This window comes from Candidatus Methylomirabilota bacterium (assembly GCA_035315345.1).
In the GTDB taxonomy this organism is placed as follows: domain Bacteria; phylum Methylomirabilota; class Methylomirabilia; order Rokubacteriales; family CSP1-6; genus CAMLFJ01.
Genome location: DATFYA010000105.1, coordinates 1 through 17,274 on the forward strand (window position 1 = coordinate 1; position 17,274 = coordinate 17,274).

Sequence of the window (17,274 nt, forward strand, 5' to 3'; positions counted from 1 at the left end):
TGAACGCCACCGTGATGACGATGGGGCCGGGGGTGAGCATGGCGACGGCGACGGCGTCGACGAACTGCTTGTCGTTGAGCCAGCCATACTCCTGGACGACGCCACCGTAGAGGAACGGCACGATGGCGAGGCCGCTGCCGAAGACGAAGGCGCCCGCCTTCGCGAAGAACCAGAGGATCTGCGCCAGCAGCTCCGGCGTCATCGCGACGGCGAAGCACACCGGGGCCGAGCGCCGGAGCCACGCCGGGGGCGCCTGTGCGACCATGACCGCGACGCCGCACAGCAGGAAGAGCCAGAGGCTCTCGGACTCGGTCCACGCGGTGACCACCGCCATCACGGCGAAGACGACCCACTGCAGGCGGTCCTTCGCCATCGTGAGCCGGGCGAGCTTGTAGGCGGCAATGGTGATGATGCCGATCACGGTCGCCCCGACGCCGTAGAATGCGGCCTGCATCCAGGACAAGCCCCCGAACCGCACGTACAGCCAGCTGATCGCCACCGTCATCACGAACGATGGCAGCACGAAGGCGAGCGCCACCATCGTGGCCCCTCGCACCCGGGAGTGCACATAGCCGAGGCAAATCGCAAGCTGCGCCGCGAGCGGCCCCGGGGCCAGCTGCGAGAGGGCCAGGGACTTCATGTACTCGTCCTTCGTGAACCATTTCCGCTGCTCGACCAGGTCGCGCTGCATGTAGCCCACCAGCGCGACGGGTCCCCCGAAGCCGAGGCTGCCCAGATAGAGGAAATACTTGAGCAACTGCATCGTCGTCGGCCGGCTCATCATCGCCCCCATGCGGTCTGGCCCGGCAACGACCGCGCGAGCCGAATCAGCGCCGCGGTGAACCGGGCCAGTCCCATCAAGAAAACGTGATTTCCTTCCACGTATTGCCGATCGTCTCAGCCATCGAGCGCCACCTCCTGACCTCGACCGTCACGCCGCGCCTTCTCGTACACCGCCACCGCCGCCGCCACATCCTGCAGCGCCGTGCCCGAGCTATCGAAGATCGTGATCTCCTCAGCACGGCTACGACCGGGCCGCCCCCCCGCGACGACGTCACCGAGCTCGGCATGCACGTCCTCCGGCGCCAGGAGACCCTGTGCCACCGCATGCTGCAGCTCCCCGATCTCCACGCACTGGGCGAGCACGTCGACGACCACGGTGGAGCTCGCCATCAAGGCGGGCTCGAGCTCCTGCTTGCCGCGCGCATCGGCGCCGACCGCCGCCAGGAACGTGCCGGGAGCGACGTCGGCCGCAGCTACTACCGCCTGGCGCGATGGCGTGCACGTCACGCATACGTCGCTGGCAGTCAGTGCCTTTCGAAGATCCTTGACCGCCTCGACCTCCAGCCCCAGCCGGGTGCTCGCCTGGGCCGCCATGCACTCCGCTCGCGCGTGGTCGATGTCCAGCACCCACGCCCGCTCCAGCGGAAGGACGGCGGCGATGGCCGCCAACTGCAGCTCGCCCTGAATCCCGCACCCCACTATCGTGGCCGTCCGGCTGTCGGGCCGCGCCAGGTACCGCGCCGCAACCCCGGTCGCCGCCCCCGTCCGCAACGCGGTCACGCTCCCGGAGTCGATCACCGCCAGCGGCGTCCCGCGCTCGCCGTCGACCAGCACCACCAATCCCTGGATCGTGGGCAGCCCGGAACATTTGGGGTTGCCGGGGAAGTTGCCGTTGGTCTTCGCCGCGAAGTACGCACGCTCGCCCAGGAGCCCGGCCGCCTTGATGTGGAAGGCCCCACCCGTGGCGGGCACCGAGAGTACGCCGGGCCCGAGGGTTCGACCCTCGGCATGCAGCCGAAAGGCGTACTCGACCACGTCGACGCACTCGCGAAGACTGAGCAGCTCGAACACATCCGCGCGGGACAACGCGAGAATCGGCATCTCAGCCTTTTCCGGAGGTGTTGGTGTACAGCCCTTCGAACAGCGTCATGCCTTGTGCCAGCACCTGGTGATCGTCTGCCGCGGCGGTGAGCAGGGCCCGGATCGCCACGTCGATGCCGCGCGCCTCCTCGCGCGGGTACTTGCCGTCGCGCAGGTCCGCCTCGTGTACTACCTCCGCGAGCCGGATGAGCCGCCGGTCACGCAAATTCGCGCGCTTGATCAGCGTCTCGAATGTGCAGTCCTCGCCCTGATGGCTGAGCTCCGCCCCCGGCGCGTCGTAAGGAATCGCGTCCTTGGGAAACTCGGCCGGCGGAGCGAACAGGAACACTGCATCTGGATCGATGAACCGCCTGATCAGCCACGCCGAAGCGACGCGGTCGACGTGCGGCCTGGGCCGGGTGACCCACCGGCGTCCTCGCAGCTTGGTCAGATCGAGCCGTGGCTCCGGCACCGGTGTTTCGGGACGTCTGGTACGCATGGCGATGGCCTCCTCGAGACGCCTCACCTCGGCTCCGCCGGGGGCGTCGAAGAAGTCGATGCCGCGGATCCGCTGGTGGTCCTTGGACAGGCGGGCGAGCTTGTCGTGCATCTTCGGGCTAATGGCTTTCCCTTCCAGGCCCGGCAGGAGCCGGCGGTAACGTAGAGCGAGCTGTCGATACTCTCGGTCGCGGGGCTCGTGAAACAAGCGCAGCACATCCCCCGGGCTGACGTTCTCGATCTGCTGGACGCGGATGAGCGTGGCTTCGCCCCCGTCGCGCTCCACCTCTTGAGCGAGCCACTGGAAATCCTCGTAACGCTCCGGCGTGTCCGGGAGCAGATACGCGGACCGCTTGAGGGCAACCGCGCCAAGGGAGCGCAGGCGCCTCCATACTCGCACCCGCAGGCTAGACGGCGTGGGGGGCAGGCTCAACAGTAGAAGGAGGAGTTGTTGCTGGCTCATCGCCATGGATGAAACACTAGTTTCATGTCCCTGTCAAGCCGGAGCAGTCGCGCCTGGGCCGAGCGACCGTCGCTCGCAGTCATCCGGCAGCTCATAGCGGCGGAGGTGGGCGTCCTTTCCTACCTCGACGACCGGGAGACGACGTCGGCGACTGGGAACCCATCGCTGCTTCTTGGGGCCGTCGTCCGGGCCCTGCTGCCGCCTGTAACCGGGACGCGCGGGTCCGGATCGGGAGCGAGCCAAAGCGCTGGTGACCCCGGCGGGACTGACCTGACCTGGCTTCCGACGATCCCGCTGCGCCTCGCGCTCCCCGCCGCCGCGTAACCGTCGCCGCCGCCACGGATTCCCGGTCCGTTCCCGCACGGTCCGGGGCCCTCTCAGGGCTCCGACCCTTCCGGACCCCGGCCGTGGCGTGCCTGGGCCCGATCCTCTCGGCCCACCGCCGTCGCCCCATTCCCGGACCCTGAAGGATGTCCGTGCGGGTTGAGAGTCGCGCACACGGTCACGCGGAAATATTGGGACACAGCTATCATGTGTTGTGTCGATCCACTCATGCCCTCGTCGGGAAGCACGCCGCGAACAGGAGAGACAGTAGTGGACATGGACACGGGCAACACCGCGGTCACCGTCTCTCAAGTCGGCCAAACCTCCGCCTTCCCTGTGCGGTAGAGAGGGCTCTGTTCCAGTGCACATGCCGGGCACTCCTAACTACTACGAGGTGCTTCAGGTCAGCCGGGCGGCCCAGCCCCTGATCATCACCAAGGCGTACCGGCTGCTCGCCGCCTTCTACCACCCAGACAACAAGGAGACCGGCGACAGCGAGGCATTCCATAACGTCGTCGCCGCCTACCGCGTGCTGTGCGATCCAGTGCGCCGAGCAGCGTACGACCGCGACACCTTCGGCACGTCCTCGCCGCCGCCGAGCAACGGCGGTCCCCCAGAACGAGAACTCTCGGAGCGCCGCACCGAGGACGAGCGGGACTTACGTCGTCAGTTGTTACAGGCTCTCTACAACGTCCGCCGCACCGAGCCACACCGCCCGAGCTTGCCTCTCATGGTCATCCCTGACCTCTTCGGCTGCTCGATCGACGAGACACAGTTCACTCTGTGGTATCTGCGAGGGAAGAAGTTCATCGAGATGACGGACGATGGAATGGCGATCACTGTGGCTGGCGTCGACTATGTGGAGAGCCGCGAGTTTGGTCTGCCTACCTCGACCTCACCCGATCCGGCGCTAGGCCCCGGGTCGTTCATGCTCGGAGCAGGCGACTCGAGCGGAACGTAGTGACGCGATGACCGCGACCGCCCTCCGCGGGCTTGGAGCGGCGGCGAGTCAGATCAATGGTGACCCCGGCGGGATTCGAACCCGCGATCTCGACCTTGAAAGGGTCGCGTCCTTGGCCAGGCTAGACGACGGGGTCCCTGGGCCGCTGTGCGTGCGGAATGGCAGCGGCATGATAGCAGGCCCCTGGAAACTCGACAACCGGACGACGCGGCCGAAGCGCTGGTAGAACTCCCCTGAAGGCGCGGCAGTGATCGGCGTGGCCGTGCACCGGCTCCTAGTCGGGGACGGGGTCGCGGGCTTGGAGCTCGTGCAACGGGCGCGGCTGCGGACACTGGAGGACACGGCGGAGTTCCTCAACATCGTCCTGGCGGATCTCGTCATCGTTCATGGGCGTGCTCTGGCCGGATCGACTCCGAAGAAGGCTGAGCGCAACGCGTCGGCGGGTCGGCCTGACTCCTCATGCTATATTCGCCGAAGCCTCGTGACGGGAATTTTTCTGAAGAAGCCGAGCGATGGCCGGGTGGGATCTCTTGCGGTGCAGGACGTGCGCGGCGCCTATCGCCCGATCGGCGAGTCTCGCGACTCGAGCCCGGAGCCCATTCCTCTGTCAGAGGAATTGTGCGACGCGCCGGGCCGTCCCGGCGGACCGCTCGCGCGCGGAGGAGGATCCGTGATGCGATATCAAGGTCGATGCGTAGGGTTCGCTCTCGGGCTCGCCCTGGTCGGCGCTATTCTGACCACCTCGTCGGTTCGCGGCCAGGACGGCGGCGGGCCGCGCGGGCCCGTCTTCACGGTGGCGAACGAATCGGGCCGAGCCCGGACGATCAACGTCGCTGGATTCCCGGTCGTCGCCCCCGACAATCCGTTCTTCCGCGACCTCGGACTGAACGGGCGCCGGTGCGTGACCTGCCACCAGCCCGAGAACAACATGAGTGTGAGCGCCCGCGGCATCCAGGCGCGCTTCGAGGCGACCGGCGGTACTGACCCGATCTTCCGGACGAATGACGGCGCGAACTCGCCACTCGCCGATGTCTCCACCCGGGAGGCGCGGGGGCGGGCCTACAGCATGCTCCTGACCAAAGGCCTCATCCGCGTCGGAATTTCCATTCCCGCCAATGCCGAGTTCGAGCTCGTCGCGGTCCGCGATCCGTACGGCTACGCCGGAAACAACCGCGACCGCGAGCTGTCCCTCTTCCGCCGGCCGCTACCCGCGACGAACCTCGCGTTCCTCAGCACCGTGATGTGGGACGGCCGCGAGACCATCGAGCGGGGGTCGCCCTCGGCCATCCACTTCGACCTTTCCCACCAGTCGAACTCGGCGACGCAGGGCCACGCGCAGGCGCCGAACCCGCTCGACGACGTCACGCGGGATGAGATGGTCGAGTACGAAATGGGCAACTTCACCGCCCAGATCTTCGATCGCGCCGCCGGCCATCTCCACACCGCCGGCGCGCAGGGCGGTCCCGAGAGGCTGTCGCGCCGGTCGTTCGTCTTCGGCGACAACGATCCGCTGGGCTGCGATGCGAGCGGCGTCAACTGCGCCGGCTCGAACCCGGCGTTCGATCCGATCGTGTTCACCGAGTACGACGCGTGGGCACGGCTCCTCGGCGGCGGCCGCAATCGCGCGCGGGGCGCCGTCGCCCGCGGCCAGGCCCTGTTCAACACGGTGGTGATTCCGATCGCGGGGGTGTCCGGCGTCAACGACGACTTCGGCGGACCGGGCAACTTCGACGTCCCCATCGTCGGCACGTGCACGACCTGCCACGATACGCCGAACGCGGGCGATCATTCGGTACCGGCGCCGCTCGACATCGGCGTCGCCGACCCCCCCGTGTCGGTGGCCCAGGGTGGTGACGGCGTGCACAACCGGTTCGGGCTGCCCGTCGGCGACATGCCGGTCTACACGTTGCGTAACAAGACCACCCGGGAGATCAAGATCGTGACGGATCCCGGTCGCGCGCTCATCACCGGCAAGTGGAAGGACGTCGGGCGATTCAAGGGGCCGATCCTGCGCGGGCTCGCCGGCCGCGCGCCCTACTTCCACAACGGCGCCGCCGCCACGCTGCGGGACGCCGTCGATTTCTACGACCGCCGGTTCAACCTCGCGCTCAGTGACACGCAGAAGTCCGACCTCGTCGCGTTCCTGCGGAGCCTGTAGTCGCCGTCACGAGCGTGACAGCTGACGCGCGCGCCGGGCGCGCCGGCGCCTGGCCGGTGTACTAGCGTTCGTAGCGTCCGTTTCGCGCGTCGAGTTCTTCGCGGACGATGCGGCGGATGCCTTGGCGCGTCGCGAACCCGATCCGTCGCCCGCCGAACCACACGCCCGCGATCCCGCCCAGGAGCAGGACACCCGTCAGACCCCACTGGTACTCCTCGCGGTGGAGATACCCCTGCTCCTTGTGCTTGATGTCGCAGTCTTCGCGAACGCGCTCCACGTCGGGGAAGCCCGGGTGAATTCGGTCCGCTGCGCTCATGTTACGGTAGGCCCGGTAGTGGAGGTCCCGAAGGTACAGGTCGACCCCATGGTTCCACAGCCGCGTGAACATGCTGTCGGCCCTGGGCACGACTCCGGCCGCGCGCGCGGCCTCCTGGATCGTCTCGACCGGGATGAGGAAGTTGAACCCCTGGACGACCTGCTCCCCCTGGGTCGACGTGAACGTGGCCGCGCCGATGACCTGGCCACGGTCGTCGAACACCGGCCCCCCGCTATTGCCCTGAATGATGGCCGCGTCGGTCTGGATGACACGCTGGCCCCCGATGTCCTCTTTGAATCCCGAGACGCGACCAGTCGTGATCGAGGGCTCGTACCGCGTGGCCCGGCTGAGCAGTTCGTGGGAGGCCACGACACCCGGGAAGCCGATCACGAAGAGCGTCTGCCCCAGATGGAGGTCCGTGCTGTGTCTGGCGAGGCGGACGACGGGCAATTCCTTGTCTTCGATCTTCAGGATCGCGACATCACGGCCGTGCTCCGTGCGGGGCTGCCCCGAGGGATCCGGAGAGCCGGCCACGACCACGTAGGCGGGCGGACTGTAGAACTTCACCGCCGCGGGATAGCCCTTGCCATTGGACAGGTGGACATCCAGCGACCGCTCGACCACGAAGCCTTCCCGGTTCTCGCGCGTGGCCGCGAGCGCGCGGACGCGCTGGGTCCGTGCCGGTGTGGATAGGCCGTCCAACTCGGCGGCGCACGCCGAGGCCACCGCCTGCTCGAGCAATTCGACCGCGAACGATCCGGCCGCGCCGTCCTGGTACGGCTGCACGACGTGACCGTTCGTCACGATCCAACCCTCGGGATGGATGATGGCACCGCTCCCAAGCTCGCCGATCGTGCCCGGCCGCACGACCGTCGTCGTCCCGTCGCTGCACCGCACCGTCGCGCTCGCGCCGATGCGGACGGCGACCATGACAACGGCCGGTTTGGCGCGGAACACGGCCGATTGGAGCTCCGCTTCGGTTGCGGCGTCCGACGGAGCCACGAGGCCCGCCGCCAGGACATACGCCATCGCTCCCAGGATCATCGCGCTCGCTCTCGTCTTGATGGGCCCTCCCCATGCTCCGGCGGCCTGGACGCGTCGTGGAGGCTGCAAGGTTCGTGGCCAGGGATCAGCTCGCCTCTCCGCGTGCCACGGCCGTGATGGCGCGCACACCGAACCCGACGCTCTAATAGCACCCATGCCCGACCCGCTCAAGAACAGCCGAACAGCCGAACCGCCGCCGCCGCTTCCGCCGCTCGCCCATGGGCCACTCCGGTCGCGCGTCTGGGCCGCATCCTCGACCAAGCTCGACCACGCTCTCGGAGACTCGACAACCGGAGGGCCCGCCGCGCGGCGCGCTACTTGGTGTAGGAGACGAAGAAGGAACCGAACTCGATCGGCTCGAAGCAGGCGGGCAGCTCGCCGTGCTTCCACGCGCCCGGGATCTTCTGCAGGTGGAAGTTCTTCTCGTGGCCGAAGCGCTGGTAGAGCTCGCCCTCGCTGAAGACGCGGCAGTGATCGGCGTACCCGTGCACCGGCGCGTAGTCGGGAATGGGGCCGCGGGCGCGGAACTCGTGCATGGGCACCACGAAGCAGAATCGCCCGCCCGGGCGGAGCACGGTCATGATCGATCGGATGGTCTCGTCGACGTCGCGCACGTGCTCGAGCACCGCGAAGGAGTAGACCAGGTCGAAGGAGGCGCCCGGAAAGGCCCGGTGCACCTCCTCGGCGAGGCCCTGGCGGAAGCGGGCGTTGGCGAACCGGTTGAGCCGGTGCGCGATCCGCACGTTGGTGGCCGAGACCTCGACGCCGTCCACCTGCATGTCGGGGTGACGCGCGGCCAGCGCCATTGCCACGCCGCCTTCCCCGCTGCCCGCGTCGAGCACGCGGCGGGCGTGCGCGGCGGCCACCTCGCGCTCGAGGGCCTGGAACTCGGGGTCGCGCGCCCGGCGCTCGATCATCTTGCGGGTCTTGCGGCCGAGCATCATGCGGATGCGCTTCTCGATCAGCTTGAGCCCCATCCGCCAGCGCAGGCGCCGGTACTGCGCGTCCTGGGCCGCGATGTAGGCGTCGCGGTTGGCCAGGTGGCTGAGCCACGAGCGGATGCGGGCGGCCTGCTCGAGATACCGCGGATCGGGATGGACGTGATGGGCGGCCTCGACCATCTCGAGCGCTCCGTAGATGTTCTCGCGGTACAGCTCGAAGCGCACCGCCTGGATGACCGCGTCGAAGTCCTTCGGGTCGGCGCCGAGCCGCCCGAGCGAACCGCCGGTCGCGTCGCCCGCGGTCACGAGCCGCCGGCCACCGGGCGCGGCGCCATGTCGCTCACGGCGGGGCGCCGACGGGAGGCGCGCTCCCGGAATCGCTCCAGGTAGAGATAGATCACGGGGGTGATGTAGAGGGTCAGCAGCTGGGAGAGCAGCAGGCCGCCCACCACCGCGAGACCCAGCGAGCGGCGCGAATCCGCGCCGGCGCCGAAGCCCACCGCGATCGGCAGGGTGCCCATCAGGGCGGCCATGGTGGTCATCATGATCGGCCGGAAGCGCAGCAGGCAGCCCTGGTAGATCGCCTCGGCGGCGGGCTTGCCGCTGCGCTGCGCGTCGATGGCGAAGTCGATCATCATGATCGCGTTCTTCTTCACGATGCCGACCAGCATGATGATGCCGACGAAGCCGTACAGGTTCAGCTCCTGATTGAAGATCAGCAGGGTCAGGAGCGCCCCCACGCCCGCCGACGGCAGGCCGGAGAGGATCGTCAGCGGGTGGATGAAGCTCTCGTACAGGATGCCCAGGATCAGGTAGATCACCAGCACCGCGGCGAGCAGCAGGAGGCCCAGGCCCTGGAGCGAGCGCTGGAAGGCCTGCACCGTGCCCTGGAAGGAGCTGCTGAGCGTCGCGGGCAGCCGCAGCTCGCGCTCCACCTTCTGGATCTCGCTCACCGCCTGACCCAGGGCGATGCCGGGTCGCAGGTTGAAGGAGATCGTGACCGCGGGGAGCTGGCCCAGGTGGTTCACGGTGAGCGGGCCCACCGTGCGGGTGAGCCTGGCCACCGTGCCGAGCGGCACCAGCTTGCCGCTGGACGAGCGGATGTAGAGCATCGAGAGCGCGGCGGGATCGCGCTGGTACTGGGGCAGCAGCTCCATCATCACCCAGTACTGGTTGGTCGGGGTGTAGATGGTGGAGACCTGCGGCGAGCCGTAGGCGTTGTTGAGCGCGTTCTCGATCTGCATCGCGGTGACCCCGAGGGCCGAGGCCTTTTCCCGATCGATCTCCACCAGCACCTGCGGGCTCGTGATCTGCAGGTCCGAATTGACGTCGAGGAAGCCGGGCAAGCCCTTCATGCGCTCGAACATGATCGGCGACCAGCGGTAGAGCGACTGCAGATCCGCGTCCTGCAGGGTGTACTGGTACTGGCCCTTGGTCAGGTTGCCGCCGATGCGGATGGTGGGCAGCACCTGCGGGTAGACGTTGACCCCCGGGATGCCGGAGAGCTTGCGGCGGAGATCCTGCACGATCTCGTCGGCGCTGACCCGCTCGGAGCGCGGCTTGAGCAGCATGAAGATGCGGCCGGTGTTCATGACCACGCTCGAGCCGCTGGCCCCGATCGCCGAGAAGAACTGCTTGACGTAGGGCTGCTGCCCCACGATGTGGGCCACCTTCACCTGGTGCTCCATCATCCCCTCGAAGGAGATGTCCTGCGAGGCCTCGGTGAACGCGAAGACCTGGCCGGTGTCCTCGTTGGGAATGAAGCCCTTGGGCACGATCACGAAGAGGTACGCGGTCATCCCGATGGTGGCGAGGAACACCATGAAGGTGAAGCGGGGATGGCGCAGCACGAGCTGCAGACTGCGCTCGTAGCCCTTCAGCATCGCGGTGAACACGCGCTCGGAGGCCGCGTACACGCGCCCGTGGCTCTCCCGCGGCGGCCGCAGGAAGCGGCTGCACGCCATCGGGGTCAGCGTCAGCGACACCACCCCGGACACGATGACCGCGGTGCCGATCACCACCGCGAACTCGTGTAGCAGCCGGCCCACGATGCCGCCCATGAACAGCACGGGCAGGAACACCGCGGCCAGCGAGGCGGTCATCGACACGATGGTGAAGCCGATCTCGCGCGCCCCGTCGAGCGCGGCCTCCATGCGGCCCTTGCCTTCCTCCATGTGCCGCACGATGTTCTCGAGCATGACGATGGCGTCGTCGACGATGAACCCGACCGCCAGGGTCAGCGCCATGAGCGACAGGTTGTCGATCGTGTAGCCCAGCACGTACATCACCATGAACGTGCCGAGGATCGACATGGGCAGGGCGAGGCTCGGGATCAATGTGGCCGAGACATTTCGTAGAAAGAGGAAGATTACGAGCACCACCAGCGCGATGGCCAGCAGCAGGGTGAACTGCACGTCGTGGACCGAGGCCCGGATGGAGGCCGACCGGTCGTAGAGCGTGTTGAGGTTGACCGCGGCGGGCAGCTGCGCCCGGAAGGCGGGGAAGATGCGGTTGATCGAATCCACCACCTCGATGGTGTTGGTGCCCGGCTGCTTCTGGACCGCGAGCACCACCGCCCGCTCGTCGTTGAACCAGGAGGCCACCTTGTCGGTCTGCACCCCGTCGATCACGCGCCCGAGCTGCTCCAGGCGGACCGGCGAGCCGTTGCGGTAGGCCACGATGAGCGGCCGGTAGGCCGCCGCGCTGGTGAGCTGGCCGGTGGCCTGCACGCTGAAGGCCTGGTTCGGGCCCCACAGGGTGCCGGTCGGCAGGTTCACGTTGCTGTCGGCGAGCGCCTTCTGCACCTCGTCGATGCCGATGCCGAGGGTGGCCATCGCGTTCGGATCGAGCTGGGCGCGCACCGCGTACTTCTGCGAGCCGAAGATCTGCACCTGGGCCACGCCCGCGATGGTGGAGATGCGCTGCGCGAGGTTGGTCTGCGCGTACTCGTCGACGACGTAGAGCGGCAGGGTCGGCGAGCTGAGCGACAGGTAGAGGATCGGCTGGTCGGCCGGGTTGACCTTCTTGTACGACGGCGGCGTGGGCATGCCCGGCGGCATCTGGGGCTGCGCGGCCGCGATGGCGGCCTGCACGTCCTGGGCGGCCGCGTCGATGTTGCGCTCCAGCGTGAACTGGATCGTGATCTGGGTGGTGCCGAGCGCGCTCGTCGACGTCATCGAGTCGATACCCGCGATCGTCGAGAACTGCTTCTCCAGCGGGGTCGCCACCGCGGAGGCCATGGTGTCCGGCGAGGCGCCGGGCAGGCTGGCCGTCACCTGGATGGTCGGGAAGTCGACGTTGGGCAGGTCGCTGACCGGCAGGAGCCGGTAGGCCATGATGCCGAAGACGAGAATGCCCGCCATGAGCAGGGTCGTCATGACGGGCCGCCGGATGAAGAGATCGGTGGTCATCCGCCCGCCTTCGGCGCGGCCGCCGGCGCCGGCGTCCCCGGCGGCGTCGTCTTCACGTCCACCCGCGTTCCCGGCGCCAGGCGCAGCTGGCCGTCGGTCACCACCCGCTCGCCGGGCTGGAGCCCGCTGGTGATGACGACGTCGCGGCCGTCCACGGCGCCCGGCACCACCGTGCGCGCCTCGACGGTCTGGTCCGCCTTGACCACGAAGACGTACTGCCCCTTCTGCCCGCTCTGCACCGCCTGCGACGGCACCAGGATGGCGCCGGGCTGGCGGGTCAGCGTGAGGGCCACGTTGACGAACTGGCCGGGCCACAGCGCGTTCTCGTCGTTCTCGAAGGTGGCCTTGAGCTGGATGGTGCCGGTGCTCGGGTCGACCGTGTTGTTCACGAAGGTGAGCCGGCCACGCACCACGCCGCCCGGCACGCCGTTGACCTGCGCCTCCGCCGGCAGCGGACCGGCCGCCTGGTAGCGCTTGATCTCGGCCAGCTGAGCCTCGGGCACCGAGAAGGCCACGTAGATGGGATGGATGCGGTTGATCACCACCATCGGGTTGCCCACGTCGTTGGCTTTCACCACGTTGCCCTGGTGGAGAAGCAGGCTGCCGGTGCGGCCGCCGATCGGGGCGCGGATCTCGGTGTAGGAGAGCTGCACCTTGACGTTCTCCACCGCCGCCTCGTCGGCCCGCACCAGCGCCTTGGCCGTCTCGACCGCGGCGCGGTCGGCGTCGATGGTGGCAGTGAGCGTGAGCTCCTTGGTCCGGATCTGGTCGTACTGCTCGCGGGCCACGAAGCCGCCCTCGACCAGCTGCTTGTAGCGCGCCTCCTCGACTCTGGCGTTCTCGAGCTCGGCGGTATCCTTGGCCAGGTTCGCTTCGGCCTGCTTCACCGCGGCCTGATGCTGGGCCATGGTGGCCTGGGCCTGGAGCAGCTGCGCCTGCAGCTGGCGCGGGTCGATGGTGAAGAGCGGTGAACCCGGCGGCACTTCCTGGCCCTCGGAGAAGTGGACCTTCAGCACCTCGCCGTTGATCATCGACAGCACCGAAACGGTGGCCAGCGCCTGCACGTTGCCGATCGCGCGGATCTGCACGGGGACGTCGCGCACCATGACGTCGGCGACGGTGACCGGCACGCCGGGCGGAGGGCTCTTGGCGGTGGCCTGCTCCGCGCGGTCACAGCCGACGAGTAACGTGGCGCCGAGGAGGGCGGTCAGGGCCAGAGCGGTGCCGCGCGGGCCGAGCCGGCGCATCAGGCGCGCACCACGGCGGGCTCGGGCCGACGGGTCACCAGCGCGTCGGCGAACCGGCGGAGAAACTCGGTGTGCTGCCGGCGAAAGGCCGGATCGGCCGCGCGCTTGCCCGTCACCATGCGAGTCACCTGAGGGAAGGCGAGCGGATAGGCGAGGACGCCCAGGATGGTCAGGAGCAGGTGGCCCACGTCGAGATCGCCGGGCACGAGGCCCCGGCGCTGCCGCGCCCGCAGGTCCTCGAGGGTCCGCTCGAGCGAGGCCCGCCGCTCCGCCTCGCGGATGACCCTCCCCTCGCCCGCCCCGAGGGCCTCCCACTGGATCAGCCGGATCCAGTCGCTGTCCTCGCAGGCCATCTGGAACCAGTACGCGAGGCTCGCGCCCAGCTCGGCGGGCGCCTCGCTGATCCAGCCGGCCCGCTCCCGCAGCTTGCGGTCGAAGATCTCGCGGAAGAGATCCTCCTTGTTGCCGAAGTAGTGGTAGAGCATGCGCTTGTTGATCTTCGCTCGCCGGGCGATGCGGGCCACCCGGGCGCCCGCGAAGCCCTCGGCGGAGAACTCGGCGAGCGCCGCGGCCAGGATGCGATCGCGCGTCCGCTGCGGATCTCGGACGGGACGGGATACCAGGCGCTTGACGCGGGCTGTGGTCGGCATGAACGACGACTCCCATAGTAACCATCTGGATACTTCGGGTCAAGAAGTGCCCCGGGGCGCAGGAGCTCGCCACTCGGCGGCGAGCCATCCGGCCCGACGCTCGTCACGTGGTCGCAGGTGAAGTGGACGGCGACGGCCAGAGCCGCCGACGTGAGGGCCAGGACGATCGCCGCAACGGTGTACGTGTCGTCATGCGCGAGTGAAGCGAGTGGGTGCGCGGAATCGGTCTCGTGCCGACGCGATTGCGCGTGCAGTGTCGTCGCCGGCCTGCTACCGTGTGGCTCCAACTTTCGTCACCGAGCCACCACCTGGAGGGTGAGCGTGATGCGGCCTCTCCCCGAAATCTGCACGTTTTCGTGACGTTGCACGTGGCCTCTGACTTGCACATCTGAACGGTCGTGCCGATCAAACCGCGCCGAGATCAGCCGCGCCCCATGCCGCGGCCCGCGCCGCCCGCGCTCAACCTGTCCGGGATCGAGGCGGCGAGCCTGGTGAAGTTCGCCTACTTCACCAGCGACGCGCCCGCGCCCGGCACCCTGCTCTACACCGCGTTCCGGCGAAACATGCCGGCCGGCGTCAAGGAGTTCACGGTCCGGACCGCCGCCACGTTCTTCTACGGCATCCAGCAGACGGGCGGGCTGCTGAACATCCAGGTGCGGTGGATCAATCCCGACGGCGTGGTGGTGCGCACCAGCAATCTGCCGATGGACCAGTCACGGGAAGGCGCCCTCTGGACGTGGCAGGTCGATCGGCTGGAGAAGCGCGATCTGGTGCTGCCGGGCGTGTGGGTCGTCGAGCTGCTGATCTCGGGTCACCGGGTCGGCCGGTACCCGCTCCTCGTCCGGCCGGCGGTGCGATAGGCCAGGCACCGTGCGGGACTTGCGCGCCTTGTTAGACTTCGCCCCGGAGCGTGCCGAGCCGAGCCGGAGCCACGAGAGGAGACGATGACCGCGCGGGCCATTGTGCTGGTGGTGGAGGACGAGCCCGACGTGCGCGAGCTGATCGCCGACGTGCTGGCCGAGAACGGCTACGAGATCGAGGTGGCCGCCGACGGGGCCGCCGCGCTGCAGCTCTGCGACGAGCGGCGCTACGACTTGATCCTCAGCGACCTTCGCATGCCCAAGATGGACGGGGCCGCGCTGTACTGGGCCCTGCAGCTGCGCCACGGCTCGGCGATGCCCCGCATCATCTACGTGACGGGGCAGGCGCACTCGATGGACTACGCGGGGTTCCTGGCCGCCTCCCGCGTCCCGGTGATCTCGAAGCCGTTCAGCCCCGACGACCTCCGCACCGCCGTCCGCAGCGCGCTGGACAAAGGCACCAACTAGTCGAGCGTCGTCGTCAGTTCCGCCGCGACCGACGCTGGCGAATCTCGTTCGCCGTCGCGACCCGGGGGCGTCGATCCAGCAGCCGCTCCCGCTCCTCCCACTGCCGCGCCGTCCGTACACGATCGAACCGCTTGCCCAGCCGATCGATGAGGGTCAGGCAGACGATGAAGGCGATGGCCGCGAGGGTGAGGAGGATCAGGTTCATGACTGGCGGGTCGTCAGGGACGAGCGCGACGCTTGCCGGCGGGCCGCGCGCGCTTGACCACCGGGGCGGGGGCCTTCGCAGCGGGCTTTCGCTTGCGGGAGCGCCCGGGCTGGATCATCGGGAAGCTCGGCTTCGGCGTGTAGGTCTTCATCACGGCGGTGCGGTGTCCACACTCCGGGCAGAACTCCCCACGGCTGGCCGCGCACGAGTCGCGCTCGTGCTCGCACGATGGATCTTCCTGACAGTAGACGCACATGGTCCCGTCCCCGCCGACCGGCCCTCCCCCAATCCGGTTCGCAGGGGCACATACCCTAGCACGCCAACCGTCTCAGTGCGAGCGTCTCTTCAGCGAGACGGGGTCGGCGCCGACGGCCCACCCGGGACGTCGGGCACTGGGTCGGCGGAGGGCGCCGGCAGGGGGAGCGGCGCCTGGGGGGCCGAGGGCGTCAGCGTCCGGTCCTGGCAGTCCCACCAGGCGCGGTGCAGGCCGACCGTCACGGTATTGCCCCCGCGGGTGTTCCCCCAGCCCGAGAGCCACCCCCCGGTCCGTCCCTGGCATGCCTGGCCCGAGGCACAGCCGGCCAGGAGCAGGGCGGCCACCAGCACCAGGCAGATGGGGCTCACCATCGGTTCCAGTGCACCAGCTCGGTGAGCGGCCGGCGCCGGCGGGCGACTGAGGCGGCAGGCCCGGCCCGCTCGGCATCCACGTAGCCGAAGCCGATCGCCCGGTTGACGGACAGGTCGGATGGGCGGCCGAGGAGGGTGGCAACCGCGGCCTCGGGGAGGTGGCCCGGGCACGAGCCGATGCCGTCCTTCCAGGCGGCGAGCATCAGGCTCTGCGCGCACCGGCCCGCGTCGAATGCGTGGGCGCGGGTCTGGACCAGCACGAGGACCACCGCGGCGCGGGCGCTGGTCCCGGCGAGCGCGGCCAGCTGCGGTAGGCGCGCTGCTCTCGCTTGTCGACGACGGCGCGGTAGGTGTCCATGCGTGAATTCTACGTGAGGGCAGAGGTGTCGTCGGGCGGGGCTGGTGTACCTTCGAGGCACGCGGGGCCGAGATATCGGACAGGAGCGCGGCCATGAAGCGTTCGACGTGGCGAGTGCAGCTGTGGGGCCTGCTCGTCTATCCCGTCGCGGTGGCCCAGACGTACCTGCTGTTTCGGTCGGAGAACGCGGGCGAATTCTTCTTCCTGAGCTTCGTCTACCTGCTCTTCGGGGTGATCTACGCCTTCCTGGGCTACATGACGCGCGACAGCCGGCCCGACCAGGACGAGGCCGCGGCACCGCGCGAGTCCGGATAGCCGCCCGTCACGGCCCCCGAAAATCGCAATAGCCGCCCATGAGATCGTCGGGTCGCCACCAGCCGCGCTGGCGATCGCATCGGGCCTTGAGCTCGTCCTGCGTGTAGGTCGGCGGGATCGGCGCGGTCGTGCATGCGATGAGGGCGGCGCCGACCAGACCGAGCGTCACGGCGCCCATCCAGCCCGCGACGGTCATCGCCCGGCTACTTGATGATGACGTAGCCGCGCCCTTCCAGATCCTTCACGCAGTTGTCGCGGGTGCGCTTGGCCATCTCGTCCCACCAGCGGCCCGTCGTGCCCGACTCGCCCGAGCAGGTGAAGACCTGGCCGGTCTCCGGATTGCGGAGCCGGATGTCGGGCGACGCCGAGCACCCGGCCAGCGTCACCGCCGCCAGCACCACGCTCCACGCCACCGTCGCCCTGCGCATGCGATACCTCGACCCCGCCGGGAGAACGTTCCGAATGGTGAGCCGTGGTGGGATCGAACCACCGACCCCCTGATTAAAAGTCAGGTGCTCTACCAACTGAGCTAACGGCTCGTTCCGTACGGACGCTGAGTCTACCAC

General features: G+C 68.8%; 18 protein-coding genes and 2 tRNA genes. 5 read left to right on the top strand and 15 right to left on the bottom strand.

The features are described 5' to 3' along the window. The 3 genes from chrA to VKN16_13960 all read right to left on the bottom strand — a co-directional run. The coding region (gene chrA / locus VKN16_13950; protein ID HME95306.1) for a chromate efflux transporter at nucleotides 1–763 on the bottom strand (763 nt) is incomplete at its 3' end. A 134-nt stretch (nucleotides 764–897) separates the two neighbouring features. Next, a complete protein-coding gene (locus tag VKN16_13955) occupies nucleotides 898–1,884 on the bottom strand; it encodes an ornithine cyclodeaminase family protein (protein HME95307.1) in 987 nt (328 codons plus the stop codon). Between the two features lies 1 nt (nucleotide 1,885). Continuing rightward, nucleotides 1,886–2,830, bottom strand: coding sequence for a chromate resistance protein ChrB domain-containing protein (locus tag VKN16_13960; protein ID HME95308.1), 945 nt, complete (start codon nucleotides 2,828–2,830; stop codon nucleotides 1,886–1,888). Between the two features lie 685 nt (nucleotides 2,831–3,515). On the opposite strand from VKN16_13960, the gene VKN16_13965 reads away from it, so the two are divergent. Then, a complete protein-coding gene (locus VKN16_13965) occupies nucleotides 3,516–4,109 on the top strand; it encodes a J domain-containing protein (GenBank protein HME95309.1) in 594 nt (197 codons plus the stop codon). 57 nt (nucleotides 4,110–4,166) lie between these two features. On the opposite strand, the gene VKN16_13970 is transcribed toward VKN16_13965, so the two are convergent. Then, nucleotides 4,167–4,245, bottom strand: a tRNA-Glu gene (locus VKN16_13970). A 537-nt stretch (nucleotides 4,246–4,782) separates the two neighbouring features. Here VKN16_13970 and VKN16_13975 point away from each other — a divergent pair. Next, nucleotides 4,783–6,267: a hypothetical protein gene (locus tag VKN16_13975; protein ID HME95310.1), complete on the top strand. Its 1,485-nt coding sequence runs from the start codon at nucleotides 4,783–4,785 to the stop codon at nucleotides 6,265–6,267. A 61-nt stretch (nucleotides 6,268–6,328) separates the two neighbouring features. Here the strand turns inward: VKN16_13975 and VKN16_13980 are convergent, their stop codons facing one another. Genes VKN16_13980 through VKN16_14000 form a run of 5 tightly spaced genes read right to left on the bottom strand, consistent with a single transcriptional unit; the run spans nucleotide 6,329 to nucleotide 13,875 of the window. After that, entirely contained in the window at nucleotides 6,329–7,888 is a 1,560-nt protein-coding gene (locus tag VKN16_13980; GenBank protein HME95311.1) for a S1C family serine protease, read from the bottom strand. A 53-nt stretch (nucleotides 7,889–7,941) separates the two neighbouring features. Next, entirely contained in the window at nucleotides 7,942–8,874 is a 933-nt protein-coding gene (locus VKN16_13985) for a class I SAM-dependent methyltransferase (GenBank protein HME95312.1), read from the bottom strand. Then, the gene (locus VKN16_13990) at nucleotides 8,871–11,978 is read right to left on the bottom strand and encodes an efflux RND transporter permease subunit (GenBank protein ID HME95313.1); all 3,108 of its coding nucleotides are present in this window, start codon (nucleotides 11,976–11,978) and stop codon (nucleotides 8,871–8,873) included. Before VKN16_13990 ends, VKN16_13985 begins: the two co-directional genes overlap by 4 nt. Then, nucleotides 11,975–13,225 carry an efflux RND transporter periplasmic adaptor subunit gene (locus VKN16_13995; GenBank protein ID HME95314.1) on the bottom strand — a complete coding sequence of 417 codons (1,251 nt, stop codon included), beginning with the start codon at nucleotides 13,223–13,225 and terminating at the stop codon, nucleotides 11,975–11,977. The genes VKN16_13990 and VKN16_13995 overlap by 4 nt, the downstream gene beginning before the upstream one ends. Then, nucleotides 13,225–13,875 (bottom strand): TetR family transcriptional regulator, encoded by a 651-nt coding sequence (locus VKN16_14000; protein ID HME95315.1) that lies wholly within the window; start codon nucleotides 13,873–13,875, stop codon nucleotides 13,225–13,227. The genes VKN16_13995 and VKN16_14000 overlap by 1 nt, the downstream gene beginning before the upstream one ends. A 434-nt stretch (nucleotides 13,876–14,309) precedes the next feature. On the opposite strand from VKN16_14000, the gene VKN16_14005 reads away from it, so the two are divergent. Together VKN16_14005 and VKN16_14010 are read left to right on the top strand one after the other, a co-directional pair. Continuing rightward, nucleotides 14,310–14,735: a hypothetical protein gene (locus tag VKN16_14005; GenBank protein HME95316.1), complete on the top strand. Its 426-nt coding sequence runs from the start codon at nucleotides 14,310–14,312 to the stop codon at nucleotides 14,733–14,735. An 84-nt stretch (nucleotides 14,736–14,819) separates the two neighbouring features. After that, the gene (locus tag VKN16_14010; protein HME95317.1) at nucleotides 14,820–15,203 is read left to right on the top strand and encodes a response regulator; all 384 of its coding nucleotides are present in this window, start codon (nucleotides 14,820–14,822) and stop codon (nucleotides 15,201–15,203) included. A 13-nt stretch (nucleotides 15,204–15,216) separates the two neighbouring features. Here the strand turns inward: VKN16_14010 and VKN16_14015 are convergent, their stop codons facing one another. From VKN16_14015 to VKN16_14025, 3 genes are all read right to left on the bottom strand, one after another. Then, nucleotides 15,217–15,408 (bottom strand): hypothetical protein, encoded by a 192-nt coding sequence (locus tag VKN16_14015; GenBank protein HME95318.1) that lies wholly within the window; start codon nucleotides 15,406–15,408, stop codon nucleotides 15,217–15,219. Nucleotides 15,409–15,753: 345 nt separating this feature from the next. Further along, complete coding sequence (locus VKN16_14020) at nucleotides 15,754–16,035, bottom strand: hypothetical protein (protein HME95319.1); 282 nt, start codon at nucleotides 16,033–16,035, stop codon at nucleotides 15,754–15,756. Next, a complete protein-coding gene (locus VKN16_14025; protein HME95320.1) occupies nucleotides 16,029–16,454 on the bottom strand; it encodes a nitroreductase family protein in 426 nt (141 codons plus the stop codon). Before VKN16_14025 ends, VKN16_14020 begins: the two co-directional genes overlap by 7 nt. 32 nt (nucleotides 16,455–16,486) lie before the next feature. On the opposite strand from VKN16_14025, the gene VKN16_14030 reads away from it, so the two are divergent. Then, on the top strand, nucleotides 16,487–16,708 hold the full coding sequence (locus VKN16_14030; GenBank protein HME95321.1) for a hypothetical protein: 222 nt from the start codon (nucleotides 16,487–16,489) through the stop codon (nucleotides 16,706–16,708). Between the two features lie 7 nt (nucleotides 16,709–16,715). Here the strand turns inward: VKN16_14030 and VKN16_14035 are convergent, their stop codons facing one another. From VKN16_14035 to VKN16_14045, 3 genes are all read right to left on the bottom strand, one after another. Beyond that, nucleotides 16,716–16,904, bottom strand: a complete 189-nt coding sequence (locus VKN16_14035; GenBank protein HME95322.1) for a hypothetical protein — start codon at nucleotides 16,902–16,904, stop codon at nucleotides 16,716–16,718. 7 nt (nucleotides 16,905–16,911) lie between these two features. Next, nucleotides 16,912–17,136, bottom strand: a complete 225-nt coding sequence (locus tag VKN16_14040; protein HME95323.1) for a hypothetical protein — start codon at nucleotides 17,134–17,136, stop codon at nucleotides 16,912–16,914. Nucleotides 17,137–17,171: 35 nt separating this feature from the next. Next, a tRNA-Lys gene (locus VKN16_14045) sits at nucleotides 17,172–17,247 on the bottom strand. Nucleotides 17,248–17,274: the final 27 nt, after the last annotated feature.